Genomic DNA, 23,400 nt, shown 5'->3' on the forward strand with positions numbered 1-23,400 from the left:
AGCGCGGCAAGCGTCGGCAGCGCGCGACGGCATGGTGATACGGACGAGCGAATATGCCCGACACGATGGGTCCCTCCCTGACATGGGTGTCCCTGTCCCTAAATCAGGATAGGAAGTCAGCACCATGAAAAGTAGCGATCAGTATGCACCGCGTCAATGGCTTCGCTTCGAGCCGCCGCGGTCCGCCCAGGACCAGGGGAATCCGGTGTCCGGCGCTGGGTCAGCACCATCAGGGTCCGGCTTCGCCACCATGCGTACTCTGCACCGAACATGGGCAAGCTACCTGTCGCGCCGCGTGCGGGGCGGTCGCCTATCGCAGTACCCATATAGAAGGGCGTCATGCAGACTTATACGCGAATACGGCGGTCCCACGCCGGCGTCGGGGCGCTCGCGCTCGCGGTGGCCGCCGGGCTCACCATCGCCGCGCCGGCCGCGCAGGCGGCTCAGCCCCCGGCCACGGTCCAGGGTGATCTCGGCGCGTCGTCGTCCGCGCACACCGACTCCGCCGCCCAGGCCCGCGCGGCCGCCCAGGCCATGAGTGAAGGCTACGGCCTGACTGTCGCGCAGCAGCAGGCGGTGGACGCCGCCGTGCTCACCGCGCGTAAGACCGGCAAGGCGGTGCCCATCAGCGCCCTGACCACCGAGACGTCGCAGGTCACCGCGGAGCCGGACGGCAAGCTTGCGCTGACGGAGAACACGCTGCCGGTGCGCGCCCTGAAGGACAACGCGTGGGTTGCGGTGGACACGACTCTTCACCGCAACGCGAACGGCAGCTACTCTCCCGCTGCCACCGCCTACGCGAACGTCGCCCTCTCCGCCGGCGGAAGCGGCCCGCTCGCAGTCACTACGACAGAGTCGGGCGCAAGCTACGCGGTGACCTGGCCCACCGTACTGCCCGCCCCCGTCGTCTCTGGGTCAAGTGCCACCTACACCAATGTGCTCAGTGGGGTCGATCTGAAGGTCTCGGCCACCGTCGGGGGCGGGTTCTCCGAGGTCCTCGTCGTACATGACGCGCGCGCCGCCGCGAATCCGGCCCTATCGAAACTCGAGCTTGCCGTGCACAGCAGTGGCGTGACGAAGGGTTCCGGCAGCACCGTGGGTTCCGCGGCCGGCGGTCTGGCGCTGTCGATCTCGGGTGCGTCCATGTGGGACTCGAACACGGCCGTGCCCGCCGATGCGGCCGTGGCCGCGGCAAGGGCCTCAACGGCCCGCGAGTCCGGAGCCGTGGGCACGCCCAGTTCGTCGGCTCCGACCCAGGCTCAGCTCGATCAGATCGGCGCCTCGGACCCGTCCAGCGCGGCCGCCCCTGGCTATGCCGCGAACCAGGCGCCGCTCGGGGTCGCCGTGACCGGCAACGCTCTGGTTCTCACGCCCAGCAAGGCCCTGCTGGCGGACCAGCACGCGGTCTACCCGGTTTACATCGATCCGACCCTGTCCTGGCAAGAAGCTTCCGGCGGCGCGCCGGCCTACGACGAGGTCAAGCAGGACGCCCCGTGCAACTCCCAGTCCTACTACAAGGACACCGGGATGGACGACAACTCTCTGGGCGTGGGCTACGCGGCCGGATCCTGCGGCGGCTGGCAGAACACGTATTACCAGTGGTCACTGCCCCCGCAGATCTGGGGCGCGCACATCGGCAGCGCCCAAGTCCAGGTCACCGAGAACTGGCAGGCCTCGTTCTCCTGCTCCACCTCGCGCACCGTGACCGCCCACCTGGCCGGTGGCATCGGTTCGGGCACGGACTACAACAACCAGCCCGGGCCGCTCACCGGCTCGTCCGCGTACTCCAACGCACAGAGCGTCGGCGCGGCGTGGAACGCCTCAGGCTGCACCACCACCGAATCCTCGAAGGCCGGGTTCGACTTCCAATCCCCGGTCCAGACGAGCGCGAACAACCACTCCAGCCAGCTGACCGTGGAGCTCACCGGTGACAGCAGCACCACCGACTTCTCCCGCTTCACCGACAACCCCAGCCTGGTCATCAAGTACGACCACAACCCGAACACCCCCGCCGCGAGCCAGCTGACCACGGCCAACGGCGCGAGCAACACCGTCGCCTGCGCGAGCGCCGCGCCGTACCCGTTCATCGGCAAGTCGATCGCCACCAACACGGTCAGCCTCGTCGCCGGCAACATCACCAGCCCCGACGGCGACCAGCTCCGGGCCAACTTCAACTACTGGACCTCGGCCAGCTCCACTCACCAGACCGGGGCCTCCGCCGACAACCTCGCCTCCGGCGCCACCGCCAAATACTCACTGCCCTCCTCCTTCACCTCGACCCTGACCTCGGGTGAGACGGTGTACTGGGATGTGCAGACGACCAACGGCACCTACACCAGCGGCTGGTCACCGACCTGCGCGTTCACCGCCGAGCCCACGTCGCCCGACGCACCCACGATCGCCCCGAACTCCACCTACCCCGCCGGGATTGCCGTTACGGACGCTGGAACGAGCGCGACCTTCGCCGTGAGCGGGTCGAGCACCGGCGCCGACACCACCGGGTTCTACTACAACCTCGACAGCGTCCCCGCCGCGAGCGGAACGCCGGCCAGTGAGATCGCGCCGATCACCACCTCGGCCACCGGGCTGACCGACTCGTGGCCACTCAACGCCTCCTCCGGCACCAGCGCGGCCGACTCCAGCGGCACGAACACGGCCACGCTGCAGTCCGGAGCCTCGTTCGCCGCCGATCCCGGCCGCGGCTACGTCCTCGCGACCTCCGGGACCTCCACCAGCTACGCCCAGTCCACCACCACCTCCGTGAACACCGCCGCGGACTTCTCCGTCTCAGCCTGGGTCAAGCTCACTGCGATCCCCACGGCCAATCAGACCGCGCTCTCCCAGGACACCTCCCTCAACTCAGGGTTCTATCTCCAATACGAAACCACCGACAAAGCCTGGGCGTTCACCCAGTTCTCGGCGAACTCCACCACCCACACCAGCTACCACGCACACGGGGCCTCCACACCCGCCGCCGGCGTCTGGTACCAGCTGACCGGTGTCTACACCAAATCCACCGGGCTCATGCAGCTCTACGTCGACGGCGCCCTGGCCGGTACGGCGACCAATCCGAGCGAGTACGCCGCGACCGGCGATCTGGCGATCGGTCGGTCGTTCTACTCTGGAAGCAACGCCGATTTCTTCCACGGCGACATCAGCGATGTCCAGACCTACAGCAGTGCTCTGACCTCGACGCAAGCCGCATCGCTGTACAACACCGCGACGGCCGACATCACCATCACCCCCTACGCCCCCGGCCCGCACACCCTCTACGTCGACGCCATCGACGGCGCCGGCGACATCTCGGCCACCGCCAGCTACAGCTTCATCGCCGCCCAGCACGCCACAGCCACCTGCGCGAGCCTCTCGGCCTGCTACAACAACATCGCGGTCAGCTCGAACACCGCGATGACCCAGGGCGCCGCGGACGGAGGCAACAGCTTCTCCGCGACCGACTGGACCAATGCGGGCTGGACCAGCAACGGACACATCACCGTCGACGGGGCGAGCCTGAGCCTGCCGACCTACGGCACCGGGCACAGCGACAACGCCCTCGCCTACGGCCAGTCCGTCACCTGCGCCACCGCCGGAATCACCTGCGCCGTCTCCGGCACCGGCTCGAGCTCTCTGGTGTTCCTGGTCACCGCTACCCGCGTAGGCAGCAGCCTGACGATGCCCTCATCCGTCTCCGGCAACGAGACAGCCCCCTACATCCCCGCCGGCACCCCGGTCACCGGCACCTACTACGACGACCTCGACGGCTCCGGCTCCACCCTCAACGGCACGCTGGGTGTGCCGACGGGCTGCGTCTACTACACCGGCGCGCTCGCAGGCACCTGCTACTCCTACGTCATGGCAGTGCCCGACTGGGTCACATCGAACACGGCCATCGGCGACATCGCCACCATGGCCTTCCCCGACGAGAACACCCAGAGCGGAACGGCGAACACCACCAAACACCCGAAGGTCTACGCCTTCTCCGTCCCGCTGATCCCCGGACAGACCATCTCCTCGATCACCCTGCCGGACGTGTCCAACGACGCCAGCGGCAGCGAGGCACTGCACGTCTTCTCCCTCGGCACCCGCGACACCACCGCCGGCACCGTCGAAGCCGGCGGCACCACGGTCTCCGCCGCCACCGGCGACACCTGGACCGGCGCGTGGGCCTCCGACACCGAGGGCGACTACGCACCGGCCTCCGGCAGCTACGGCGCCCAGTCCGTGCGCATCCTGCTCCAGCCGACCGTCACCGGCAGCACCGTGCGGATCAAGCTCGACAACTCCCTGGGCACCACTGCCCTGGCCATCGGCCACCTCACCATCGCCAGCACCACCGGAACCGCGGCCAGCCCCACTGCCGCCACCAGCACCGCCCCCGTGGCCCTCACCTTCGGCGGATCACAGTCCACAACCGTTCCCGCAGGCGCCATGGTCTACTCCGACCCGCTCTCCTACTCCATGGTCAACGACCAATGGGTCGCCGTCTCCTTCTACCTCTCCTCCACCAGCGTCCCGGCACTCGTCCAGCACTCCTGGGCCACCGACGCCTACGAGTACATGTCCCCGGTCAACTCGGCCGACGCGACCATGAGCAGCGCCGCGACCGCGTACACCGCCGGCGGCTTCAGTTCCGGCACCTACACCAACCTCGTTACCGGCCTGGATGTGCAGACCGCGGGCGAGCAGACCCAGGTCGTGATCGGCGACAACCTGATCGACGCTTGGGAGCCGAACACCGCCCCGCTCAGCGCCAACAACGGCGCGGCCCAGCGCCTGTCCGACATCTTTGCCGCGGCAGGAGCAACCACGCCGAGCGGCTACAGCTTCGGCGTCGTGAACGCGGGCATCGAATCCAACCAGATCCTCGCCGGCTACGCCGACACCATCAACGGCACCACTGGCGGAACACCCGTCGGCGGCCCGTCCCTGCTCGCCCGCATCGACCGCGACGTCCTGGACGAACCCGGCGTCACCAACACCGTCATGGACGAAGGCCTCGAAGACGTCCTGGCCGAGCAGCCGACAACCGCCGACGACGTCACCACCGACACCAGCGCGTTCGAAAGCGGAGCGCTCACCACCCTGTTCGGCTACCTCGGGGACCTCGACGCCCAGGCCACGCTCGTCACCGCCATCGGCATGACCCCGTGTATCGGCTACGCCGGCGACGGAGCGGCCAGCGGCAACGACCCGTGCACCGCAGACGTCGACGCGGTACGCACCAGCGTCAACGACTGGCTCGAAGCCGACGGGCCCGAAATCGCCAACTACGCGTACGTCGAGCCGGACACCACCATCGGCACACCCGCCACCGCAACCTACTGCCCCGCCGCCGACACCGACTGCACCGCCGCCCTCAGCCCCCTGTCCATGGTCGGCACCAGCCGCAACAACGCCCCCTCCGACCCGGTCAACCTGACCAACGCCGCCACCGGCGCCCTCGCCAACGCCATCCTCGCCCCCCAGGACATCTGGGAACTCAACGACGGCACCGGCGCCAGCACCGCGGCCGACAACACCGTCGGATCCACCGGAAACCTGAACAACACCACCAGCACCGGAAGCCTCTACCTCGCCTACTCCGACCCATCCCTCAACCCCGGCGGAAACCCCCTGACCCTCAACGGGACGCAGGGCACCAACTACACATGGCCGACCGCCACCGTGGGCACCTTGACCGGACAGACGGTCCTGAGCCTCGACGGCACCAGCGGATACGCCACCACCTCAGGGGCCGTGCTCGACACCACGGGCAGCTACTCCATCAGCGCCTGGGTGAACCTCAGCCAGATCCCGACCGGATACGCCACGATCGCCGCCCAAGCCGGCACCCAGGCCTCCGGCTTCTACCTCCAATACGACCCGGACAACGCGGCATGGTGCCTGAACTTCATGTCCACCGACACCGCCGACCCGCCCGGCGCCTACCCCATCCCCTGCGCCTCCACGGCCCCCACAGCGCACACCTGGTATCACGTCGTGGCGACCTACAACGCCACCACGAATGCCGCCGTGCTGTACGTCAACGGCACACAGGCCGGTAGCGCCACCATCACCGACTGGTCCGCAACCGGTCCGCTGCTCATCGGCGCGGACCAGTACGACGCGAACATCGGCGACTTCTTCCCCGGAGAGATCAGCGACATCCAGACCTTCAACTACGCCCTGAGCGCACCGCAGATCACCGCGCTCTACCACCAGATCAACTAACGAGCGCGACTAGCCATGCCACACGCGGGGTCCCCGATCGCGGGACCCCGCATCCGCAATACCCCACTCCAGCCCTGCAGTGATACGTCACAGTACACTGATGATTGTGTCATCACTGCGCAACAAGTCCCAGTTCCCGGTACAGGTCCATCTACACTGGGCCCGCGTATACACTGCGCCGAACCCACACGCACTGATCTCGCACACAGGTGCCCGAAGAACGTAGGACCAGCCGCCGATGTCTCCCGTGCACCGCCTTCCCCGTGGTCGTCGCGCCACCATCATCTCGGCCGCCGTCGGCGCCGCACTCGTGGCCGGCTGCGCCGTGCTGCTCATCCCAGGACCCGACACCCACACGACAGCCGACACACGCGCCGCGAACTCCGCGATCGGTGACGGCTCCGGCGCGCCCACGGCCTCGACGACCGGCACGGCATCGGCCGGCGCATCGGCCTCGGCCTCGGCTTCAAGCTCCGCGTCCACATCTGCGTTCGCGTCGGCCTCGGCGTCAGCCTCCGGTTCCGCGACGCCGACCTCGAGCGCTGCGTTCTCCGGCCCGCCCAAGCTCTCGATCGGCTCCAGCCGGACCGTCGCCGGCACCCTGGCGCCGGCCTGGCCCGACCAGGGCCAGGCCGAGATAAACCTCGACGGCGGCGGCTCGATCAAAAGCTACGGACCCGTCGACAGCTCGCAGCCGATCGCCTCGGTCACCAAGACCATGACCGCCTACCTCATCCTGCACGACCACCCGCTCAGCCCGGGGCAGCAGGGCCCGAGCATCACCATCACCGCCGCCGACGTCGCCGCCTACAAATACGACGTCAGCGAGAACATGTCCTCGGTGCCCGTCAAAGCCGGCGAGCAGCTGACCGAGAACGAGGCGCTCCAGGCCCTCATGCTCGCCTCCGCCGACAACATCGCCGACGTCCTGGCCCACTGGGACACCGGCACCACCACCGACGACGCCTTCGTCAGCAAAATGAACTCCGAAGCCTCCGCCCTCGGCATGAGCCACACCCACTACGCCGACGCCTCCGGCTACGACCCCGACTCCGTCTCAACCGCACCCGACCAGATCACCCTCGCCCAACACGCCATGGGCCTCGGCTACTTCGCCCAACTCGTGGACCAGGGCAGCGCCAGCATCCCCGTGGCCGGCACCATCTCCAACTACAACAGCCTCCTCGGCTACGACGGCGTCAACGGCATCAAAACCGGCTCCACCGGCCAAGCCGGCGGCTGCCTCCTCTTCCACGCCGACTTCACCGTCAACGGCCGCACCCTCACCCTCTCCGGCGCCGTCCTCGGCCAGGACGCACCCACCGGCCAGGAACTCGGCGTCGGACTCGCCGCCGCGAAGACAGCGATATCCAGCACCGAATCCCAGGTCACCGCCCGCACCCTCATCCCCGCCGGCACCGCAGTCGCCACCGCACCCCTGGCCGACGGCACCACCGCCACCCTGCACACCACCGGCAACCTCACCGTCACCGCATGGCCCGGCGAATCCGTCACCCTGCGCCTGAGCACCTCAGGAACCACCCACACCCTCAAGGCCTACGCCTCCGACGGAACACTCCTCGGCACCACCACGCTCCAGTAACACAGAGCACTGATCGGGCTCTACCGCCGACCGAGATGGCGGCGGTAGATGCCCGGGCCCATGCATCCGGTCCCCGACCACGCGTTGGCCAGCGTCAAACCAGATCGATCGAGTCAGGAACGGGGGCTATGGACTCAGTCGACCTGGCCCGACCCGAAGTATTCAACATCGGGTTCGTAGTTGCGGCTGTCCGATCACAGGGCGATGGCACGGTGGGCGAGCGCGGCGTCGACGATCGCGGCGGCGTTGCCGTCGACGAGTTCGTCCGGCGGGTAGAAGATGAGGTCGCTGACGTGCGGGTGCGGTGTGTTCGCCCGCAGGAGCAGAAGGTAGTAGTCGGAGTCCGGGTCTACGGCTTGGATCCTGCGTACGATCTCGACCAGCTCGGATCTGGTGACATCGGGCACCCTTGGCCATGGCGGCCGCGCGGCTTCGCGGGCAAAGTCCTCAAGGCTCCGAGCGCCGTCGTATTCAAGGAAGGCATCGATTCCGTAATCGCGGCCCGCTGCCGCGCTGAACTCGGCCATCGCTGTGTCGGCTTCGGACCGCAGCCCCTGGTGTACCAGATCAGCGATCCGTGTGATCTCGGCGCCAATCTCGTCTATGCGCCATTGGTCGACGACCGGCGGCAGCAGCTCCTGGCGTAGGTCCACGCAGGGTATTGTGCCACCGTCACCAATCCAGAGGTTTTGAGCCCTGAACCAGATGAGCCACGCCTGGACCAGATCTCCTGAGTCAAGACCAGATTCACCGAGTCCGGACAGTAGAGGTGCACGGTCTTCAAGCAGAAACCGAAGTTCCGGCTCCGCCATCTGACGCATAATGACGGTTATGACCGAGACGAAGCGGGCGGTACAACAAGGCGTCCGAACCCGCCCTGGCCAGGCTCAGGGAGGTCAGCCGAGGTGGTTTGCGAACGGCCGGGACCTATACTGAGCCTTGAACTGCCCGATGAGCTCCTTCTCGGTATCCTCGGGGGACTCCCCTGCCGCTGTCACCCGCCACGCGATCAATACATCGGCATGGTCGGCCAACTGGAAGACACAGCAGCCGCCGACGTGGTTGTCCGCCGTACCGGCCCCAAACCGGCGGTACTCGCCGATCCGCCTGCGCAAACGGATGGCCTTCCCGATATAGACCACCTGCGCACCTTCCACCCACTTGCCCGTCAGCCCTTCCACCGGCACCGTGTGGTCACGCAGACCGGCCTTGTTCTCGGGCAAGAACACGGGCCGGACGGTGGACGAGCGGTACACGACGTACACTCCGGGCCCCTGCGGTACCTCGGCGGCCTTCGACTCGGACAGCCGGACGAAGCCAACGAAGCCGCTCTCATGCAGCGCTTCCCACGTGAACTCCACCTCGCCAGTATCCGGCTCAGCAGCCGCATTCCCAACCGCCAGAGCGTTGGGGCGAGACCTCTGTCGTCGCATCAGCCGCTTATGAAGCGGACAGGGCAGGACGGCAGCAAGCACCACGTGATCATGCGAGAAGACCCGCGGCGCGAGCACCTTGCGAGAAAATCCTGTCGCGGAGCTGTCAGCAATCGTGAGCCCTGCGACAGAGAGGGAGTGTGAGCGCGATTCCGAGCGCCGTCCCGGAGGATGGCCCACCCCGAGCACTGCGGCCTTACGAGGTCGCTGACCTGACGACCCTCGAACTGCTCGACGCGGTCATCGAGTCCGGCTACACCGGGCACACGTGGGCCGAACTAACGTGCCGCCTCGTGGCCACGGCCCTGCCGGATCTTGAACGCGCGATCCGTACTGGCTCGATCTATCGCCGCTGCCGTCGCGCCGGTTACAAGATCGAAGTCAGTCAGGAACTGCAGCGCCGGCCACTGTGCGAAGACATCGCCGCAGAGGCCGTTGAGGAGTGTCTCGTGCACTTTGAGACCAAGGTGCTCCCCGACGGCGAGTGGGATCCGGAGCGCGGTGCCAGCCTCGAGGTGTTCTTCACTCAGTGCTGCCTCGGGCGCCTAGTCAACCGATGGCGCTTCCACCTGCACCAGCGCCGTGTCGAGGCGATGGACCTGGAGGCCCTCGACGAGGGGGGCCCGGCGGGTGTGTTCACCGTGGTCGCCTATCCGCCCGTGGATCCCGCTTACCGGGCCGAGCTCCGCGATGAGCTGGCCCGAGCGACCGCGCCGCTCAAGGATGACGATCTGGTCGCACTTGCCCTTGAGTCGCGGGGTTGGAGTCGCGCGGAGATCGCCGAGGAGTTGGGTGTCAAGCGCAACACACTCGACGCACGGATCAATAGGGCACAAAAGGCCGCTCGAGTACGGAGGACAGCATGAGCAAGCACGAGTCCATCGACACGTCGGATGCCACGTCGTTGCCCGGCAGGGCGGACGCGCCGATCCTGTCGTTGAACGAAGACCGGCTCGGGCGCGAGCGGTTCGCCCGAGCTCTGGCCGCCGAGGTCCTCACCGCCCCCGCGGCACGCGGCTGCGTAATGGGCCTGACCGGGCCATGGGGAAGCGGCAAGACATCTGTCCTGAACATGGTCGCGGAGGCCATCGGCAGCGATGCGATCGTCGTCCACTTCAACCCGTGGATGTTCTCCGGAACCGAGGCTCTCGTCAGCGCATTCTTCACGGAGATCGGAAAGCAGCTGGGCAGGAAGACGGCGAAGCTGAAGGGAATCGCGGGAAAGCTGGCAACCTACGGGCAAGTGCTCTCGCCCTTCGCCGCTCTCGCCGGCGCCGGCGGCGCGACGCAGGGCGTTGCCAACGTTCTCAAGGAGTTTGCTGGGGCACCCTCGGTGTTCGAACAGCGCCAGGAGTTGCACACCATGCTCGGCGAACTCGAGAAAAGGCTCGTCGTCATCGTCGACGATGTCGACCGGCTGCGCCCCAGCGAGGTTCGCGACATCGTCCGCCTCGTTCGACTCGTCGGCGACTTCCCGAACACCCTCTATCTTCTCGCATTCGACCGCGGGCGCGTGGAGGAGTGCCTGGGTGATGGGGACCTCGCGCGCGGGCGCGCCTACCTGGAAAAGATCGTGCAGGTCACCCACGACGTACCGGCCGCCCGCGAGCCAGAAGTGGCCACCTTGTTCACTGACGGCTTACTGTCGGTCCTCGACACCCTGCCCGCCGGCCCGTTCGTCCGCGAAGACTGGCAGAACATCTTCAGCCTCGTCATCAGACCGTTGCTCGTGACGCCGCGCCACGTTCAGCGGCTACTCGGATCCGTCTCGATGACCCTGCGGATGGTTGGGGATGAAATTGCCCTCACCGACCTGGTCGGTATCGAGGCCGTGCGTGTGCTGCACCCGGCACTGTACGAAGCCACCGTCTCCGTCGCCGACCACCTGTTCGCACGGGGAGGATTCGCCGAGGGCGGGTACCAGCGGAACCGCTCTGCGGCGGAGAGCCCCATCGCCGCGATGCACGCCGCCTCGCCGGAGCTTGCCGAGGCGGTCTGTCGCTGGCTGTTCCCGGCAGCGCGACGCCACTTTGAGAACATGCATCATGGATCGGAGTGGGAGACCACCTGGCGATGGCAGCGCAAGATCGCGAGCTCGGCGGTCTTCCGGTTCTATCTGGAGCGCCAACTGCCAGCCGGGGTCGTGCCCGCAGCTCTGGTGACAAACGCCTTCGAGCACCTCGCCGATCGCGACGGGCTTCGCCAAATTGTCGATCAATGCTCTTCCTCCGAGCTCATGGACCTGCTTGAGCGGTTGACCCGGCCGATTGAAGACCTGCCGTTCGATTCCGACGACATCGAGGCGGATCCGGCGCGAACCGCGATCCCCGTCCTGATGGATCTTCTTCCCCGGCTTCCTGAGGAAGACGCCGTCTACGGACGTCGCGGAACGATGACGCTCATGCGGGTCGCTGTGCGACTGCTGCGGCGGATGCCGGAGGAGCAAACCCGAACCGGGGCGTTCTGTGCGGCCATCGCAGACGTGAAGACGATGAGTGGCCGGCTGATCCTGTTGGCGGTCGCCGGTCATCGCGAAAACATCGGCAACGCACTGATTGACGCCACGGTCGCCACAGAGCTCGAGGATCAGCTCCGCGGCGACCTCATGGCGCTATCACCTGAGGACTTCGCCTCCCAGGATCGCATCGCCCGTCTCGCGTCCTTCGTGGCGGAGACTGACGAGGGAAAGAGCGCCCTTCATACCTTTGCCGAGAACGACCGCGTCATCTTCGCCCTGCTCGCCGACTGCGTCGGCTCGACACGCCGCCAGACAATCGGCGCCGCGGCCGTCGAGACAACAGCAGTACTGCCCTGGGAGCAGTTGCTGGAGTGGTTCGGCGAGGAAACGTTCCTGCATCGGCTCGCCGAGGTGATCACCGCCGTTGCTAACGGCACCGAGATCTCCAACGAGGAGGCCGCGGCACTGGGTCTCGCGGCCGAATATGCGAGCGGCAGCCGGCCGCTCAGGCCGTGGGAACGACTGGAGCGCAACCAGCCCGGTGTCGAAACCGATGAGCGGGACAACTCCGCGGACGATGAGCAGCCCGGCTGCGAAGGCGCGGCAGCAACCATCACGCCTTTGCATGTCCAGCCCGTCATCGCGTCTGACGGTGTGTAGTGCGTCGAAATGCTGCTCACTAGGAACACACGTACGGGGTGGTCACGACAGCATGCTGCGCCCCGCGCGGAAGAGCCTGACGGTGTGGCCGCTATTCCGCCGCGCGTGAGCCTGCGGAGCCCGACTCGAGTCCAGCCGAGCGTTCACGACCGAAAACTGTCGGAGGCGACTGATAGAGATGATGGTGAACGTTCTGGGAACGAACTGGAGCACGAGAGCGGAAAAGAGCATGGCGGGCAAGACCTATGTGGATCATCGGGTGCTGGCACAGTTCGCGCAGGACCACGTGAACGTGCCGGTGGATGAGGCCGAGGAGCGGCGCGCGCAGGTGAACCATCTGCGTCGGCGCCTGGAACTGCACATCGCCAAACACCCGGAGTACGACCTGGTGAAGCTGCGCGCCTCCGGGAGTACGGCGAAACACACCGCGATCCGACGCAGGAAGTCAGAGGGTTCGGACGCCGACGTGGCGGCATACCTGCGTACCGGAGACATCGAGATCGATGAGCATCTGCTTCTGGAATGGCTGTTGAAGCGCTGCCGCGAAGTGTACGGAGAGACGAAGGACGAGGCGGACTTCGCCATCTCACAGCATGCCGTAGGCATCACGATGCGCGGCTCGGGCCTGAAGATCGACGTCGCGCCGGTGCTCTACACAGGCGAGCCGGACGACAAGGGCTTCTTGGTCACCCGCCAGGGGCAGCGAGTGCTGACGTCAGTGACGTTGCACCTGCGGTTCATCGAGGCACGTAAGCGCGAGGCCGGTCGCGGGTACGCCGAACTGATCCGCCTCCTCAAGGCGTGGATCCGGTGGACCAAGACGCAGGACAGCTCGCTGCGCTGCAAGAGCTTCTTGCTGGAACTGCTGGTAGCCCATCTGTGGGAGAACGGCTGGCACAGCGAGGCGCTGCAGGTCAACGACTATCCAAGGGCATTCGAGCAGGTCCTGTCCTATATCGCGACGACCGGCTTGAAGACGCCGATCCTCTTCGACGACTACTACGGCGCCGATGAGGTCATCACGTCCTCGGACCCGATCCAGGTGTGGGACCCCGTTAACCCTGGCAATAACGTCGCCTCCAGCTACAACGACATGGAACGGCGCCGCCTGGTGGACGCCGCCGCCTCTGCACTGGACTCCGTGTCCTGGGCCGCGATGGCTCCCACGAAAGCCGAGGCCGCCGATGCGTGGCGCGAGCTCTTCGGCCCCACCTTTCCCGGAGTGTGAGTACCCGTGACCGTCTCCATCACCCGCAACGCCAGTTTCACAATCACCGACGCCCGCTACGTCGGCGCCAAGGTCGGGACCGACCTACGTCTGCTGAACAACCTGTACGGCAAGCCCGCACTCGCCGACATCCCCAACTACGTCGAGGAAGTCGCCCTACTGCTCAAGAACGGCTACCTGGACACCGTCGACTACGGCTTCCGCAAGCAGGACGGCGAGTCGTGGCTGCTGCGTCTGCGCTACCGCGCCACCACAGGGGGCCAACTGCTCGACACCCGCCCCGGCAGCCTGCCGACCAGCGTCGCAGTCTCGGGTCTGAGCTTCTACAGCTACCTGACCTACAGCCGGTCCTTCCACTCGCTGAACGCGACCGAGAGATCGAGCTTCGAGGATGGCCTTCCGTTCCAGAGAACGGGCGCGCCCGAACCGACTGCATCGTCAGGCACGACTACCAACGGCAACGGATACAGCCGGGCCGGCAGCGGTGTCACCCGAGATATCTATCTCGCTCTGTAACTCCCACCCCTCGCAGAACGGATGCGCCGCATGGCCAGCCAGGACGACCTGTTCCACCCGGTGATCGAACTGCCCGAGCCGGTCCGCCACAACCGCTACCGGAGGCTGGTCGGGCTCGACGACGTCAAACTGCGGCTGCGCAAGGAGGCAGCGATGCTGGCCGACCCGCGCCGGCTGCAGGACTGGGCAGAGACACACCATCGAGGCGGCCGCGTGGCGGCGCTGGATCTGTTCGCCGACCGAGCGCCGCTGTTCGTGTTCGCCGGCGACGTCGGGTCCGGCAAATCCGCTCTGGCCGAGTCCTTCGGCTGTGATCTGGCCGAGTACCTGGACCTGCCGGTCCTGCTCTACCGACTCAAATTGTCCACACGCGGCAGCGGCCTGGTCGGCGAGATGACCACCCTTATCGGCGAGGCCTTCGCACACCTGCAGCACGAAGGCAAGCGAGCCCTGGGAACGCGCGGCGCGTCATCGGTCCTGGTGTTCGTCGTCGACGAGGCCGATGCCCTGGCCCAGTCACGTGAAGCGCGGCAGATGCACCACGAGGACCGAGCCGGCGTGGATGCGTTCCTGGCGGGCATCGACGGCTTGGCCGGAGCGAAGGTCCCGGTCCTCGTAGTGATGTGCACCAACCGCGTCGGAGCGCTCGACCCGGCCATCATGCGCCGGGCCGCAGCCGTGTTCACCTTCGGGCGTCCCGACGACCAGCAGCGACGCTCCGTCTTGGAGCACGCCCTTCTGGGCCTGGGGATCCAGGGAGACACGGTGGCTAAGCTCGTCGAACTCACCGGCCCCACCCGGGACCGCCCGGGCTACACCTACTCCGACCTCACCCAACGTCTGATCCCGGCTGCCATCCTGCAGGCCTTCCCCGACCAGCCCATTCGCGACGCGGAACTGCTCACACTCGCTGCGGAAATGTCCCCCAGCCCCATTTTCACCGAGCAGGCATCGTGACCGGCGTACTGCCGACACCCAGCCGCAGCGGGGTACGCATCGCCGGCGACATGTACCAGTGGCTCATCGTCTGGCACGGTTGCGTGACCGTGCTGCGCGACCACGTCATTCGCCCGGCCAAGCCCGTCATCGGCGTTGGCGTGGAGGTTGACGGCGTCGGAAACCTCGATGACGTCATCCTCTACCATCAGAAGCCGCCTCACACCTACGGGCAGGTCAAATACGCCGTCGGAAGCTCTACACCCGTCAACGAGGCATACCTGCTGGCCCCCGGTCCTACCGGAGGCCCTTCCATCCTCGCCAAGGTAGCCACCGCGTGGCGGGATCTGACCGCCGACGGGTCGGTGGTAGACCTCGCCCTCATCAGCAATCGAGTCCCCGACGCCGCCGACCTGCTTGTGCGCGATCGTGACCCCCGCACCCAATTACTCCTGCCCAGGGCCGCCCAGTCGGGCCCGCGCAGCGGCCGAGGCCAGGCCCGGCAGCGCTGGGCCGATGGCGCGGGCCTGAGTATTGAGAAATTGATGGAATTGCTCGCAGTCCTACGCTTCGACATCGGCCGAGACCCGGCGCACCTACGCGAACTAGTCCAGCACCTGATGGTGGCCGCCGGGCTGCGACACGAGGACCCGGCGATCGACGCTGGCGCCGACTGGGTCGCGCGCATGGTCCGTGACGGCCACCGCAAGCTCACCCTGGACCTCATAGAAAAGGCGGTCAAGGACCTCGAGCTGGCAACCGGTCCAGCCCGCGCCGTCCTGTCGATCGCCACCCTCAAACCAGACCCGATGGCCGCCGAGGCAGACTGGAGCCTCGAGTGGACAGATCGTTTCGACGGCGCCAGCGCCTACGCGAAACGCCGTCCCAAAGCGCCGGCCACCTGGGAGCAACTCCAGAGTGACATCGAAGATGCTCCCCGCCACCTGCCGGGAGCAACGAACATCGCCGTGACCGGAAGTCTGCGGCAAGCAACCGCATTCCTCACCGGAAGCGCATTTCGCATGGTCACCGGCGCCGACCTGGCGGTCCTTCAGCGCGGACAAGTATGGAGTACCTCCGCAAGCTACGAGGCCGCGGCAGATCCGGTGATCACCAGGCACAATCTCGGCCAGGGCCCGGACCTCGCGGTCGCGATCGCCGTCGCCACGGACCCCACCGCGGACGTGCTGGACTACCTGCGCGCCCATGGACTGCCCGTCGACGCTCTGCTCGTCATCGCTCCGCCCGTCGGCGCCAAGGACAACGCGGTACCTGACGCGTCATCCGCCAACGCACTGGCTGTCGTCATCCGCGACACCGTACGACGCGCCGCCCGCACAGCTCCCCACGTCCACCTGTTCCTCGCCGGACCGATGGGGCTGGCCCTCCTGCTGGGCCACCGATGGAACCGGGTCTGCCCCACGACCGTGTACGAGGACGTTGCCGCCGCCGATATCTACGAACCCGCCTTTACCATCGACGCCTGAGCAATCCCGCGCAGCGAAGCGCGCGATGGAAACGGAAGCCTCGTACCCGTGTGGAGGAACGAGCGTCACCGACTTTGAAAGGGCGGTGTTGAAGCTACGGGCAGCCAGCCAGCTGACAGCTTATATTTCGTGATCATTTGGCGCGCCACCACGCGCGGGGCCGGGGCGTGCGCCGCTGACCGCACGTTCAATGCGCCCGAAGGCGCGCAACACACGTCGAGTGCGTACGATCGAAGCGTGGACCTGACGTCTGTGGTGATGCCCGGCGCGCAATCTCTGGTCACGGCGATTCTGACCGACTCGTGGAGCCAGGTTCGCGCGGCACTGTCCCGACTGTGGGCGCGCCGTCGGCCTGAAGATCACGCATCCGCCTCGAGCGCCGCAGCGCTTGAGGCGGCCGGCGCGGAACTCGATCTCGCCAGAGAACAGGCGCTCGCGATTGCCGGCCAGGGGTCAGAGTCCGAGCGCGCCGGCCGGATGGAGCTGTTCTGGGCCGGTTACCTCGCCGGCCAGCTCGCGGCACGTCCGGAACTGTCGGACGCGATGAAGGCACTGCCGGCGCTGCTCACCTCTCAGCCGACGGCATCGTTTACCACGGCGACAACGACCAAGACCATCAGCGGAACCGTGCACGGTGGCGCTGTTCAGGCGGATGACGTCTCTGGTGGGATCAGCTTCGGCAGATGAGGGACTCACGTATCGCGTTCCAACTCGGCGCGTTTCGCCGTGGCGATTGGGTCGGTGAACGCTGTGAGCAGTTCGATCGCTTCACGGCGGTTCGTGAGGGCTCCGGTCGCGTCTTGCAGTTGCGCTTGGGCGGCGGCGAGATCCGCGAGCGAGAGGGCGAGCGACCACCTGTCTGCGCGGGTTCGGTGCTCAATGGCGGCGCGGTGGCTGAAGTCTGCAGCCTCCTGCCACCGTCCCAGCCCACGGTATGCCTCGCCTGTCGTATCCCACACGGCGGCCTGTAGATCTGCCCGCCCGATCCGCTGGAACAGGGCCGCGGCCTGGTGCAGGTGCCCGAGAGCTTCGCCGTTCTCGCCCTGTGCCACGGCGATGCGGCCGAGTTCCAGCAGCGCGAGCGCTTCGAAGAGCGTTCCTTCAGCCTCTCCTGCCATGGCGAGGGCTTGCTCTGCTACGGCGCGGGCCTGCGCGAGCCGCTCCTGACGACGGTAGAGCGCGGCCATCAGGGTCAGCGCCTCGGCTTCCTCGAGCGGTTCACCGGCTGCGCGCAGGAGTCCGAGCGCCTGGTGCAGCAGCGGCTCCGCGTGCTGCAGGTCGCCGCGTTCGAGCAGCGCCCAGGCGATGTTGCGGGTGAAGGCGCCGGCGTACGCCTGCTGGTCTCCGTGCTCTGTGGCGAGCCTGGCCGCGTGCTCGAAGCCGGCTACGGCCATATCGAGTCGGCGCGCGAACAGATGCACGACGCCCAGGCCGTTGGCGCAACGCATCTGTCCGAGGGTGTCGTGGACATCGTCGTATGCGGCCAGGGCGGCGCTGAGGGCTTCGGCCGCTTCGGGGAGGTGGTAGAGGTGCCGGTGTGCGATGCCGAGGTTCTCCAGGGTGATCGCTTCGCCGTAGCGCTCGCCGCTGCGTCGTGCCGCGGCGAGAGCCTCGCGCTGGGCGGGCAGCCACGTGTCGGCGGGTTCTCGATCGACGATGATCGGGGTGAGTACGGCGGGGATCTGCCAGGCGATGCGGTGCATCCGGGCGTGCGCTGCCGCGTGGACGGCTGTCGTGAGATTCTCGCGTTCGGCCTCGTACCAGGTGATGGCCGCTTTCCCGTCGTCGAATACCGGCACGTTGATCGTTTCGGGCAGCGGCTCGAGCGCGACGGGAAGACGGTACACGCCGACGCTGGCGTGCGCAGCTGTGGCAGCGGCGTGTAGGTACCAGGCCAGGACCCTTCGCAGTGCTTCCTGCCGGTTCTCTTCGGGCTCCTCGCGCTGCGCTTGGTCGAGCGCGTAGGCGCGTAGCAGGTCGTGGAACTGATAGCGGTTGTGTCCGCACTCCTCCAGCAGGTGTGCGCCGGCCAGGGTGTCAAGGAGTCTGCGAGCCTGCACCGCAGGCAGCTCGGCAAGGGCCGCTGCCGCCGGGAGGCCGAAATCGCTTCCTGGCTGGAGTCCGAGTAGCCGGAAGAGACGTGCCGCCTCGGGGCTCAGGGCGCGGTAGGACCAGTGGAACACGGTGCGCACCGCTTCCGCCTCGGCCGGGCCGTGCGTGTCTTCAGCTGAGAGGGCGTCCCACAGCCCGGGTTCGTCGCGCAGGTCGGCGATCAATTCGCGCAGCGGCATCCGTGGCCGGGCGGCGGCGCGCTCGGCCGCGATCCGCAGGGCGAGGGGCAGGTATGCGCACAGGCGGGCCAGTTCGGCTAACTCGGTTTCGTCGTCTCCGACGCGATAGCGGGATAAGACCGCGCGCAGTAGCTCGATCGACTCGGCCTGCGACAGCGTCTCCACACTCACGCGATGCGCCCCAATTCGAACCGCTAGACCCGACAGGCGGGTACGACTCGTGATGACAACGAGCGAACTCCCGTCTCCCGGCAGCAGCGGCCAGATCTGGCCGGCCGTTGCGGCGTTGTCCAGGATGACGAGCACCTTCCGGTCGGCGACGGCCGAGCGAAACAGCGCCGCTCGTTCGTCCTCGCCCGGGGGAATGCGCTCCAACGGTATCCCGAGCGCGCGAAGGAACCGCGCCAACACGTCGGCTGGAGGCACCGGGGGAACAGGGTCGTAGCCGTGCAGATTGACATACAGCTGTCCGCCGGGAAACCGGCTCCTGATCCGGTGCGCCCAGTGCACGGCGAGGGATGTCTTGCCCACCCCGGCCGTGCCCACGACCATCGCCACCCGCAGCGCACCGGGCTCGCCGGCGTCGTCGCCCGCGACCATGCCGTCGAGGCTCTGCAGCTGATGAGCGCGGTTGACAAACCCGCTCACATCGCCGGGCAGTTGAGCGGGGCGCGCCTGGAGGGAGGGCGTAGCCTCGTGGAAGTGCACGCCCCCGCTGACGTCTCTAGCCTGAACCACGTTGCCCGCCGAGCCGGACAGCTCGGAGCGGATCGACTGGCTGGATGCAGGCTCCGGCAGGCCACCGTGCAAAGGCGACGCCATGGAATTCTCCCCCTCCACCTTGCCCGGGCCGACCAGGCTGCCGAGCATGCACGACAAGCGCGGGCCACGCGAGCAATCCGTACTATGGTCCCTCCGTGATATGAGCATGCACCGCCGCGGAAGGCAACACTGAATCTATACTCGCGCTTCAACGAGCGGGGTGGTGAAGGAGCATTTGCGGTTGACATGGCCCTTAGCTGGTAGTCCCCTTACATGGTGGTAGGGTTGGGCAACTCCAGGTGGAGGGGGAATCATGCAGATTGTCTTCGTCGGCGGCAGCACTGGCCAGGGTGGCTCGCCCCGGCTGTACCGGGACGAGCTGAGCGGCGACTTCATCGTTCAGGGCTACCTCGTGACCGATCCGTCCGACCTGGCACAGATGAAGATTCCCGACGGCGAGAGTGTCGTGCGAGTCCCCCGGTCCCTGTTCGATTATCTGCCGAAGGACGATGCGGATGGAGTCGCTTGACGCGGAAGGCTGGGCCCGACTTTTCCGCGCATGCCAGCACTCAGCTTCCCACCTGGAAATGCGCGACCAGTACGCCGTCCAGGAGGAATTAGCCGACATCGAGAAATGGCGCGCGGGGCAGTGGGGGCCCGAGCAGGATGCCGAGAGCAAGGCAGGCTGGCTCGAGCTCATGCGCGCGACCGCCGCGCGCGGCGTGCGGCTGCGCCGAGCGCGCATCGTGTCCGAACCGGTCACCGAGTACATCCGCTTCGAGCACGAGGGCACGCCGCAGAACATCGCCGCGGGCGAGGATGTGCGCTGGCTCCCGCGTACCCGCGCCTCCGGCCTGGCCCTGCCCGGCAACGACTGCTGGGTCTTCGACGGCACGACCGTGCTCTTCAACCACTTCACCGGGGACGGCGGCTGGATCGGAAACGAACTGACCACCGATCCCTCCATCGCCGCGCTGTGCACCGAAGCCTTCGAAGCGGTGTGGAAACTCGCCATCCCCCACGCCGCATACCAGCTAATCTGAAAATGGGCCACGTGCCGCGCCACGCTTCACCCGCCCGCCGCTGTGCTCTCGAGCTGCGCGAAGCGAGGTAGACCGCCGTGCCGAACAGCCACGGGGCGGGCGGGCTGAGGATCGCCGTGATCTCGTCCGGTCCCGACGAGTTCTCCACGATCCACACGGCCTGCACACGGGCCGGTCACACCCCCGTCGCCTACATCTACGGCCGCTCACTACGCCCCGGCGGCCCGACACTGTCCGACGCCGGCGAAACCACGGCCGCGATCCTCGACGCCGTCCCCACCGGCATGGACCTCCTGCTACCCGGCGGCATCGACGGGCTCGCGAGAATGCTGGAGAGCTACAACATCGACCTGCTGATCGTGTTCGGATTCGCGTGGAAGCTACCGCCCGACGTCCTCGCCATCCCGCGCCTCGGCGCACTCAACATCCACGTCTCCATGCTCCCGAAATACCGCGGCCCAGCCCCACTACTCTGGGCAATCCGCAACGGCGACCGGACAGGCGGAGCAACGGTGCACTGGATGGACGAGAACTTCGACACCGGCAACATCCTCGCCCAACAGGACGGCATCCCCCTCGTCGAGGACATCACGTGGTCCGCATACTGCGACGAGGCCTTGCCCGTCATCCACGACCTGCTGGACAAATCCTTGGCCCTGGCGGCCGCAGGCACTCCGGGAACACCGCAGGATCACAGCGCCGCGACATATGCCGGATTTATGGAACCTGGACCCCCGTCAGTCTCGTAGACATTCGGAGCCGCTAAGGTGGCTGGTCTACGGAGGTTGAGCAGTGGGAGCAGCACGGAAGAAGTACACGGCCGAGTACAAGGCCGAGGCAGTGGACCTGGTCGTCAACTCGGGGCGCCCGGTCGCTGAGATCGCCCGCGACCTCGGCATCCACGAGGCGACCCTCGGCAACTGGGTCAACCTTGCCAAGAAGAACGGCACCGTCGCCGAGAAGCCCGTCACCGCCGACGAGCGCGCCCGCCTGCGGGAACTCGAAGACGAAAACCGCAAGCTGCGCATGGAAAGAGATTTCCTAAAAAAAGCAGCCGCGTGGTTTGCCAGCCAGAACCAGTGAGGTTCGCCTTCATCTCCTCCGCCGTGGAGGAACAGAAGGAATCGGGCATACCGCGCCGATACCGCTACCCGATCGAGCTGATGTGCCGCATCCTGGCGGTCTCCCGATCCGGGTACTACGCCTGGTCCAATCGCCAGGCCTGCGCACACGCACAGCGCGACGCGGAACTGACCGCCGCTATCGTCGCGATCGACCGGGCGCACGAGGGCCGCTACGGGATCGACCGCATCCACGCGGAACTCGCCAAGCAGGGCCACGCCACCTCCCAGCGCCGCGTCCGGCGCCTGGCACGAGCCGCGGGCCTGCGCTGCGTCCACCCCGCCGCCAAGCGCACCACCACGACAACCCAGGACCCTGCGAACAGCCGCGGCCTCGTCGACCTGGTCGAACGCGACTTCTTCCCCGACACGCCGAACGAGATCTGGTACGGCGACGTGACCTACATATGGACCATGACCGGCTGGTGCTACCTCGCCACGGTGATCGACGGGTTCTCCCGCCAGGTGATCGGATGGGCCGTGGCCGAGCACATGCGCGAACAACTCGTCCTGGACGCGCTGCGCATGGCGATCGCCCGGCGCCGGCCGCATCGGGGCCAGACCGTGATGCACACCGACCGCGGCAGCGTCTACACCGGACGCGCATTCCGCGACCTGTGCCTCGACCAGGGCATCCTGCCCTCCGTCGGCAAGACCGGGATCTGCTTCGACAACGCCGCCGCCGAATCGTTCAACGCTCTGTATAAAAAAGAACTGATACATCTGTCGGTCTGGGTCGACTGCAAGGCGGTACGCGCCGCCAGCTTCGAGTACATCGAGACCTACTACAACCGCACTCGGATCCAGCGTCAGCTCGGATACCTGAGCCCAGCTCAGTACGAGTCAATATTTGACAATAAGCTTTCATTAGCTGCATAATATTGCCTGTCTACGAAACTGCGCGGCGTCCAACCCGAGTTCTCCGTCATCGATTGGTCCAAGAGCGCGTTCGAGATCCACAACCAAGTCAGAACCCACCGCTACATGCGCTCACGCACGGATCCTCTGGCCTCCGTGGGCAAAGATCGCCTGCGCGTTATCCGCACGAGCCTGGAACCGGCCGAAGGCCTCGAGATCGTCTGCGGTGACGGCCGACCCCTTTGGATCACCGAGTTCGAGCTCGCGCAGCCGGCGATGCATCCAACTTCGGAGCACCTGACTACAGTCGTTGCGCGTTGCGCCGGATAGCTCGGGGCGGACTGACGAGGCCGAGTGGTCGGTTGTCAGGCGCCACGGAAGATGACGCTATTGCCGACGCTCGCGGTGACGATGCTTGGTATGTGGGAAAGCCCTGACGGGCGGGTCCGTCAGAGCTTTTCGCGGTCACGGTGTCGTCGAGATCGTCAGTCTGTCGTCATCTTGCTGAACGCGGCGCGGACCGACGATGGCCTTGTTCTCGGCGAAGGGGGAGGTGAACGCGGTAATGGCGAGTTTGTTGACGGCGCGGGGGTGGCCAGCCCCGCCACCGGGGGCCGCCTCACGCTTGCGCGGTGCTGGTCGGCCGCCCGCATCTGCTCTGCCTTCGATAGCGAGGCGTAGACCTCGCCCGTGGGCAGCTCCAGCCCGCGTCGTACCGCAGCGTTGCGATGAACGTGTCCTCCGGGCGGCTGGCGGAAAACCTCTCGCCAGCCTTCAGCGTGCCAGCGTCGATC

Annotated in this window: 18 protein-coding genes; 15 read left to right on the top strand and 3 right to left on the bottom strand. The window is 66.9% G+C overall.

Annotated features, from left to right (window positions below; translation table 11 throughout):
* Nucleotides 1-339 precede the first annotated feature (339 nt).
* On the top strand, nt 340-6,210 hold the full coding sequence (locus tag ACTRO_RS50440) for a LamG-like jellyroll fold domain-containing protein (protein ID WP_034266557.1): 5,871 nt from the start codon (nt 340-342) through the stop codon (nt 6,208-6,210).
* A gap of 238 nt (nt 6,211-6,448) precedes the next feature.
* The gene (locus ACTRO_RS43810) at nt 6,449-7,813 is read left to right on the top strand and encodes a D-alanyl-D-alanine carboxypeptidase family protein (RefSeq protein WP_051451314.1); all 1,365 of its coding nucleotides are present in this window, start codon (nt 6,449-6,451) and stop codon (nt 7,811-7,813) included.
* A 194-nt stretch (nt 7,814-8,007) separates the two neighbouring features.
* Here ACTRO_RS43810 and ACTRO_RS24325 read toward each other — a convergent pair whose 3' ends face one another.
* Both ACTRO_RS24325 and ACTRO_RS24330 read right to left on the bottom strand, forming a co-directional pair.
* Complete coding sequence (locus ACTRO_RS24325) at nt 8,008-8,466, bottom strand: hypothetical protein (protein WP_034266559.1); 459 nt, start codon at nt 8,464-8,466, stop codon at nt 8,008-8,010.
* Between the two features lie 243 nt (nt 8,467-8,709).
* Complete coding sequence (locus tag ACTRO_RS24330) at nt 8,710-9,174, bottom strand: GIY-YIG nuclease family protein (protein WP_051451315.1); 465 nt, start codon at nt 9,172-9,174, stop codon at nt 8,710-8,712.
* Between the two features lie 212 nt (nt 9,175-9,386).
* Between ACTRO_RS24330 and ACTRO_RS24335 the strand changes: the two genes are divergently transcribed.
* From ACTRO_RS24335 to ACTRO_RS24370, 7 genes are all read left to right on the top strand, one after another.
* The gene (locus ACTRO_RS24335) at nt 9,387-10,112 is read left to right on the top strand and encodes a sigma-70 family RNA polymerase sigma factor (protein ID WP_034266560.1); all 726 of its coding nucleotides are present in this window, start codon (nt 9,387-9,389) and stop codon (nt 10,110-10,112) included.
* Complete coding sequence (locus ACTRO_RS24340; protein ID WP_034266562.1) at nt 10,109-12,364, top strand: P-loop NTPase fold protein; 2,256 nt, start codon at nt 10,109-10,111, stop codon at nt 12,362-12,364. The genes ACTRO_RS24335 and ACTRO_RS24340 overlap by 4 nt, the downstream gene beginning before the upstream one ends.
* Nucleotides 12,365-12,593: 229 nt before the next feature.
* A complete protein-coding gene (locus tag ACTRO_RS24350) occupies nt 12,594-13,592 on the top strand; it encodes a CBASS oligonucleotide cyclase (RefSeq protein WP_034266566.1) in 999 nt (332 codons plus the stop codon).
* 6 nt (nt 13,593-13,598) lie between these two features.
* A complete protein-coding gene (locus tag ACTRO_RS24355; RefSeq protein WP_034266568.1) occupies nt 13,599-14,108 on the top strand; it encodes an HORMA-1 domain-containing protein in 510 nt (169 codons plus the stop codon).
* Between the two features lie 30 nt (nt 14,109-14,138).
* Complete coding sequence (locus ACTRO_RS24360) at nt 14,139-15,065, top strand: AAA family ATPase (protein ID WP_034266571.1); 927 nt, start codon at nt 14,139-14,141, stop codon at nt 15,063-15,065.
* Complete coding sequence (locus ACTRO_RS24365) at nt 15,062-16,531, top strand: SAVED domain-containing protein (protein WP_211244395.1); 1,470 nt, start codon at nt 15,062-15,064, stop codon at nt 16,529-16,531. Before ACTRO_RS24360 ends, ACTRO_RS24365 begins: the two co-directional genes overlap by 4 nt.
* Nucleotides 16,532-16,768: 237 nt before the next feature.
* Nucleotides 16,769-17,218 carry a hypothetical protein gene (locus ACTRO_RS24370; RefSeq protein ID WP_034266573.1) on the top strand — a complete coding sequence of 150 codons (450 nt, stop codon included), beginning with the start codon at nt 16,769-16,771 and terminating at the stop codon, nt 17,216-17,218.
* 5 nt (nt 17,219-17,223) lie between these two features.
* Here ACTRO_RS24370 and ACTRO_RS24375 read toward each other — a convergent pair whose 3' ends face one another.
* Nucleotides 17,224-19,644, bottom strand: coding sequence for an NB-ARC domain-containing protein (locus ACTRO_RS24375; protein ID WP_157436403.1), 2,421 nt, complete (start codon nt 19,642-19,644; stop codon nt 17,224-17,226).
* Nucleotides 19,645-19,897: 253 nt separating this feature from the next.
* On the opposite strand from ACTRO_RS24375, the gene ACTRO_RS24380 reads away from it, so the two are divergent.
* The 6 genes from ACTRO_RS24380 (at nt 19,898) to ACTRO_RS51085 (ending at nt 22,936) form a co-directional block, all read left to right on the top strand.
* On the top strand, nt 19,898-20,113 hold the full coding sequence (locus tag ACTRO_RS24380; protein ID WP_034266575.1) for a hypothetical protein: 216 nt from the start codon (nt 19,898-19,900) through the stop codon (nt 20,111-20,113).
* The gene (locus ACTRO_RS24385) at nt 20,100-20,627 is read left to right on the top strand and encodes a DUF6879 family protein (RefSeq protein WP_034266577.1); all 528 of its coding nucleotides are present in this window, start codon (nt 20,100-20,102) and stop codon (nt 20,625-20,627) included. Before ACTRO_RS24380 ends, ACTRO_RS24385 begins: the two co-directional genes overlap by 14 nt.
* Before the next feature lie 77 nt (nt 20,628-20,704).
* Nucleotides 20,705-21,376 (top strand): methionyl-tRNA formyltransferase, encoded by a 672-nt coding sequence (locus ACTRO_RS24390; RefSeq protein WP_211244397.1) that lies wholly within the window; start codon nt 20,705-20,707, stop codon nt 21,374-21,376.
* A gap of 43 nt (nt 21,377-21,419) precedes the next feature.
* Nucleotides 21,420-21,710 carry a transposase gene (locus tag ACTRO_RS24395; RefSeq protein WP_034260505.1) on the top strand — a complete coding sequence of 97 codons (291 nt, stop codon included), beginning with the start codon at nt 21,420-21,422 and terminating at the stop codon, nt 21,708-21,710.
* Nucleotides 21,707-22,627, top strand: coding sequence for an IS3 family transposase (locus tag ACTRO_RS24400; protein ID WP_084315865.1), 921 nt, complete (start codon nt 21,707-21,709; stop codon nt 22,625-22,627). The genes ACTRO_RS24395 and ACTRO_RS24400 overlap by 4 nt, the downstream gene beginning before the upstream one ends.
* A gap of 18 nt (nt 22,628-22,645) precedes the next feature.
* Entirely contained in the window at nt 22,646-22,936 is a 291-nt protein-coding gene (locus ACTRO_RS51085) for a hypothetical protein (protein WP_342673773.1), read from the top strand.
* The last annotated feature ends 464 nt before the right edge of the window (nt 22,937-23,400 follow it).

Origin of the sequence: Actinospica robiniae DSM 44927 (assembly GCF_000504285.1) — a bacterium.
Lineage (GTDB): Bacteria > Actinomycetota > Actinomycetes > Streptomycetales > Catenulisporaceae > Actinospica > Actinospica robiniae.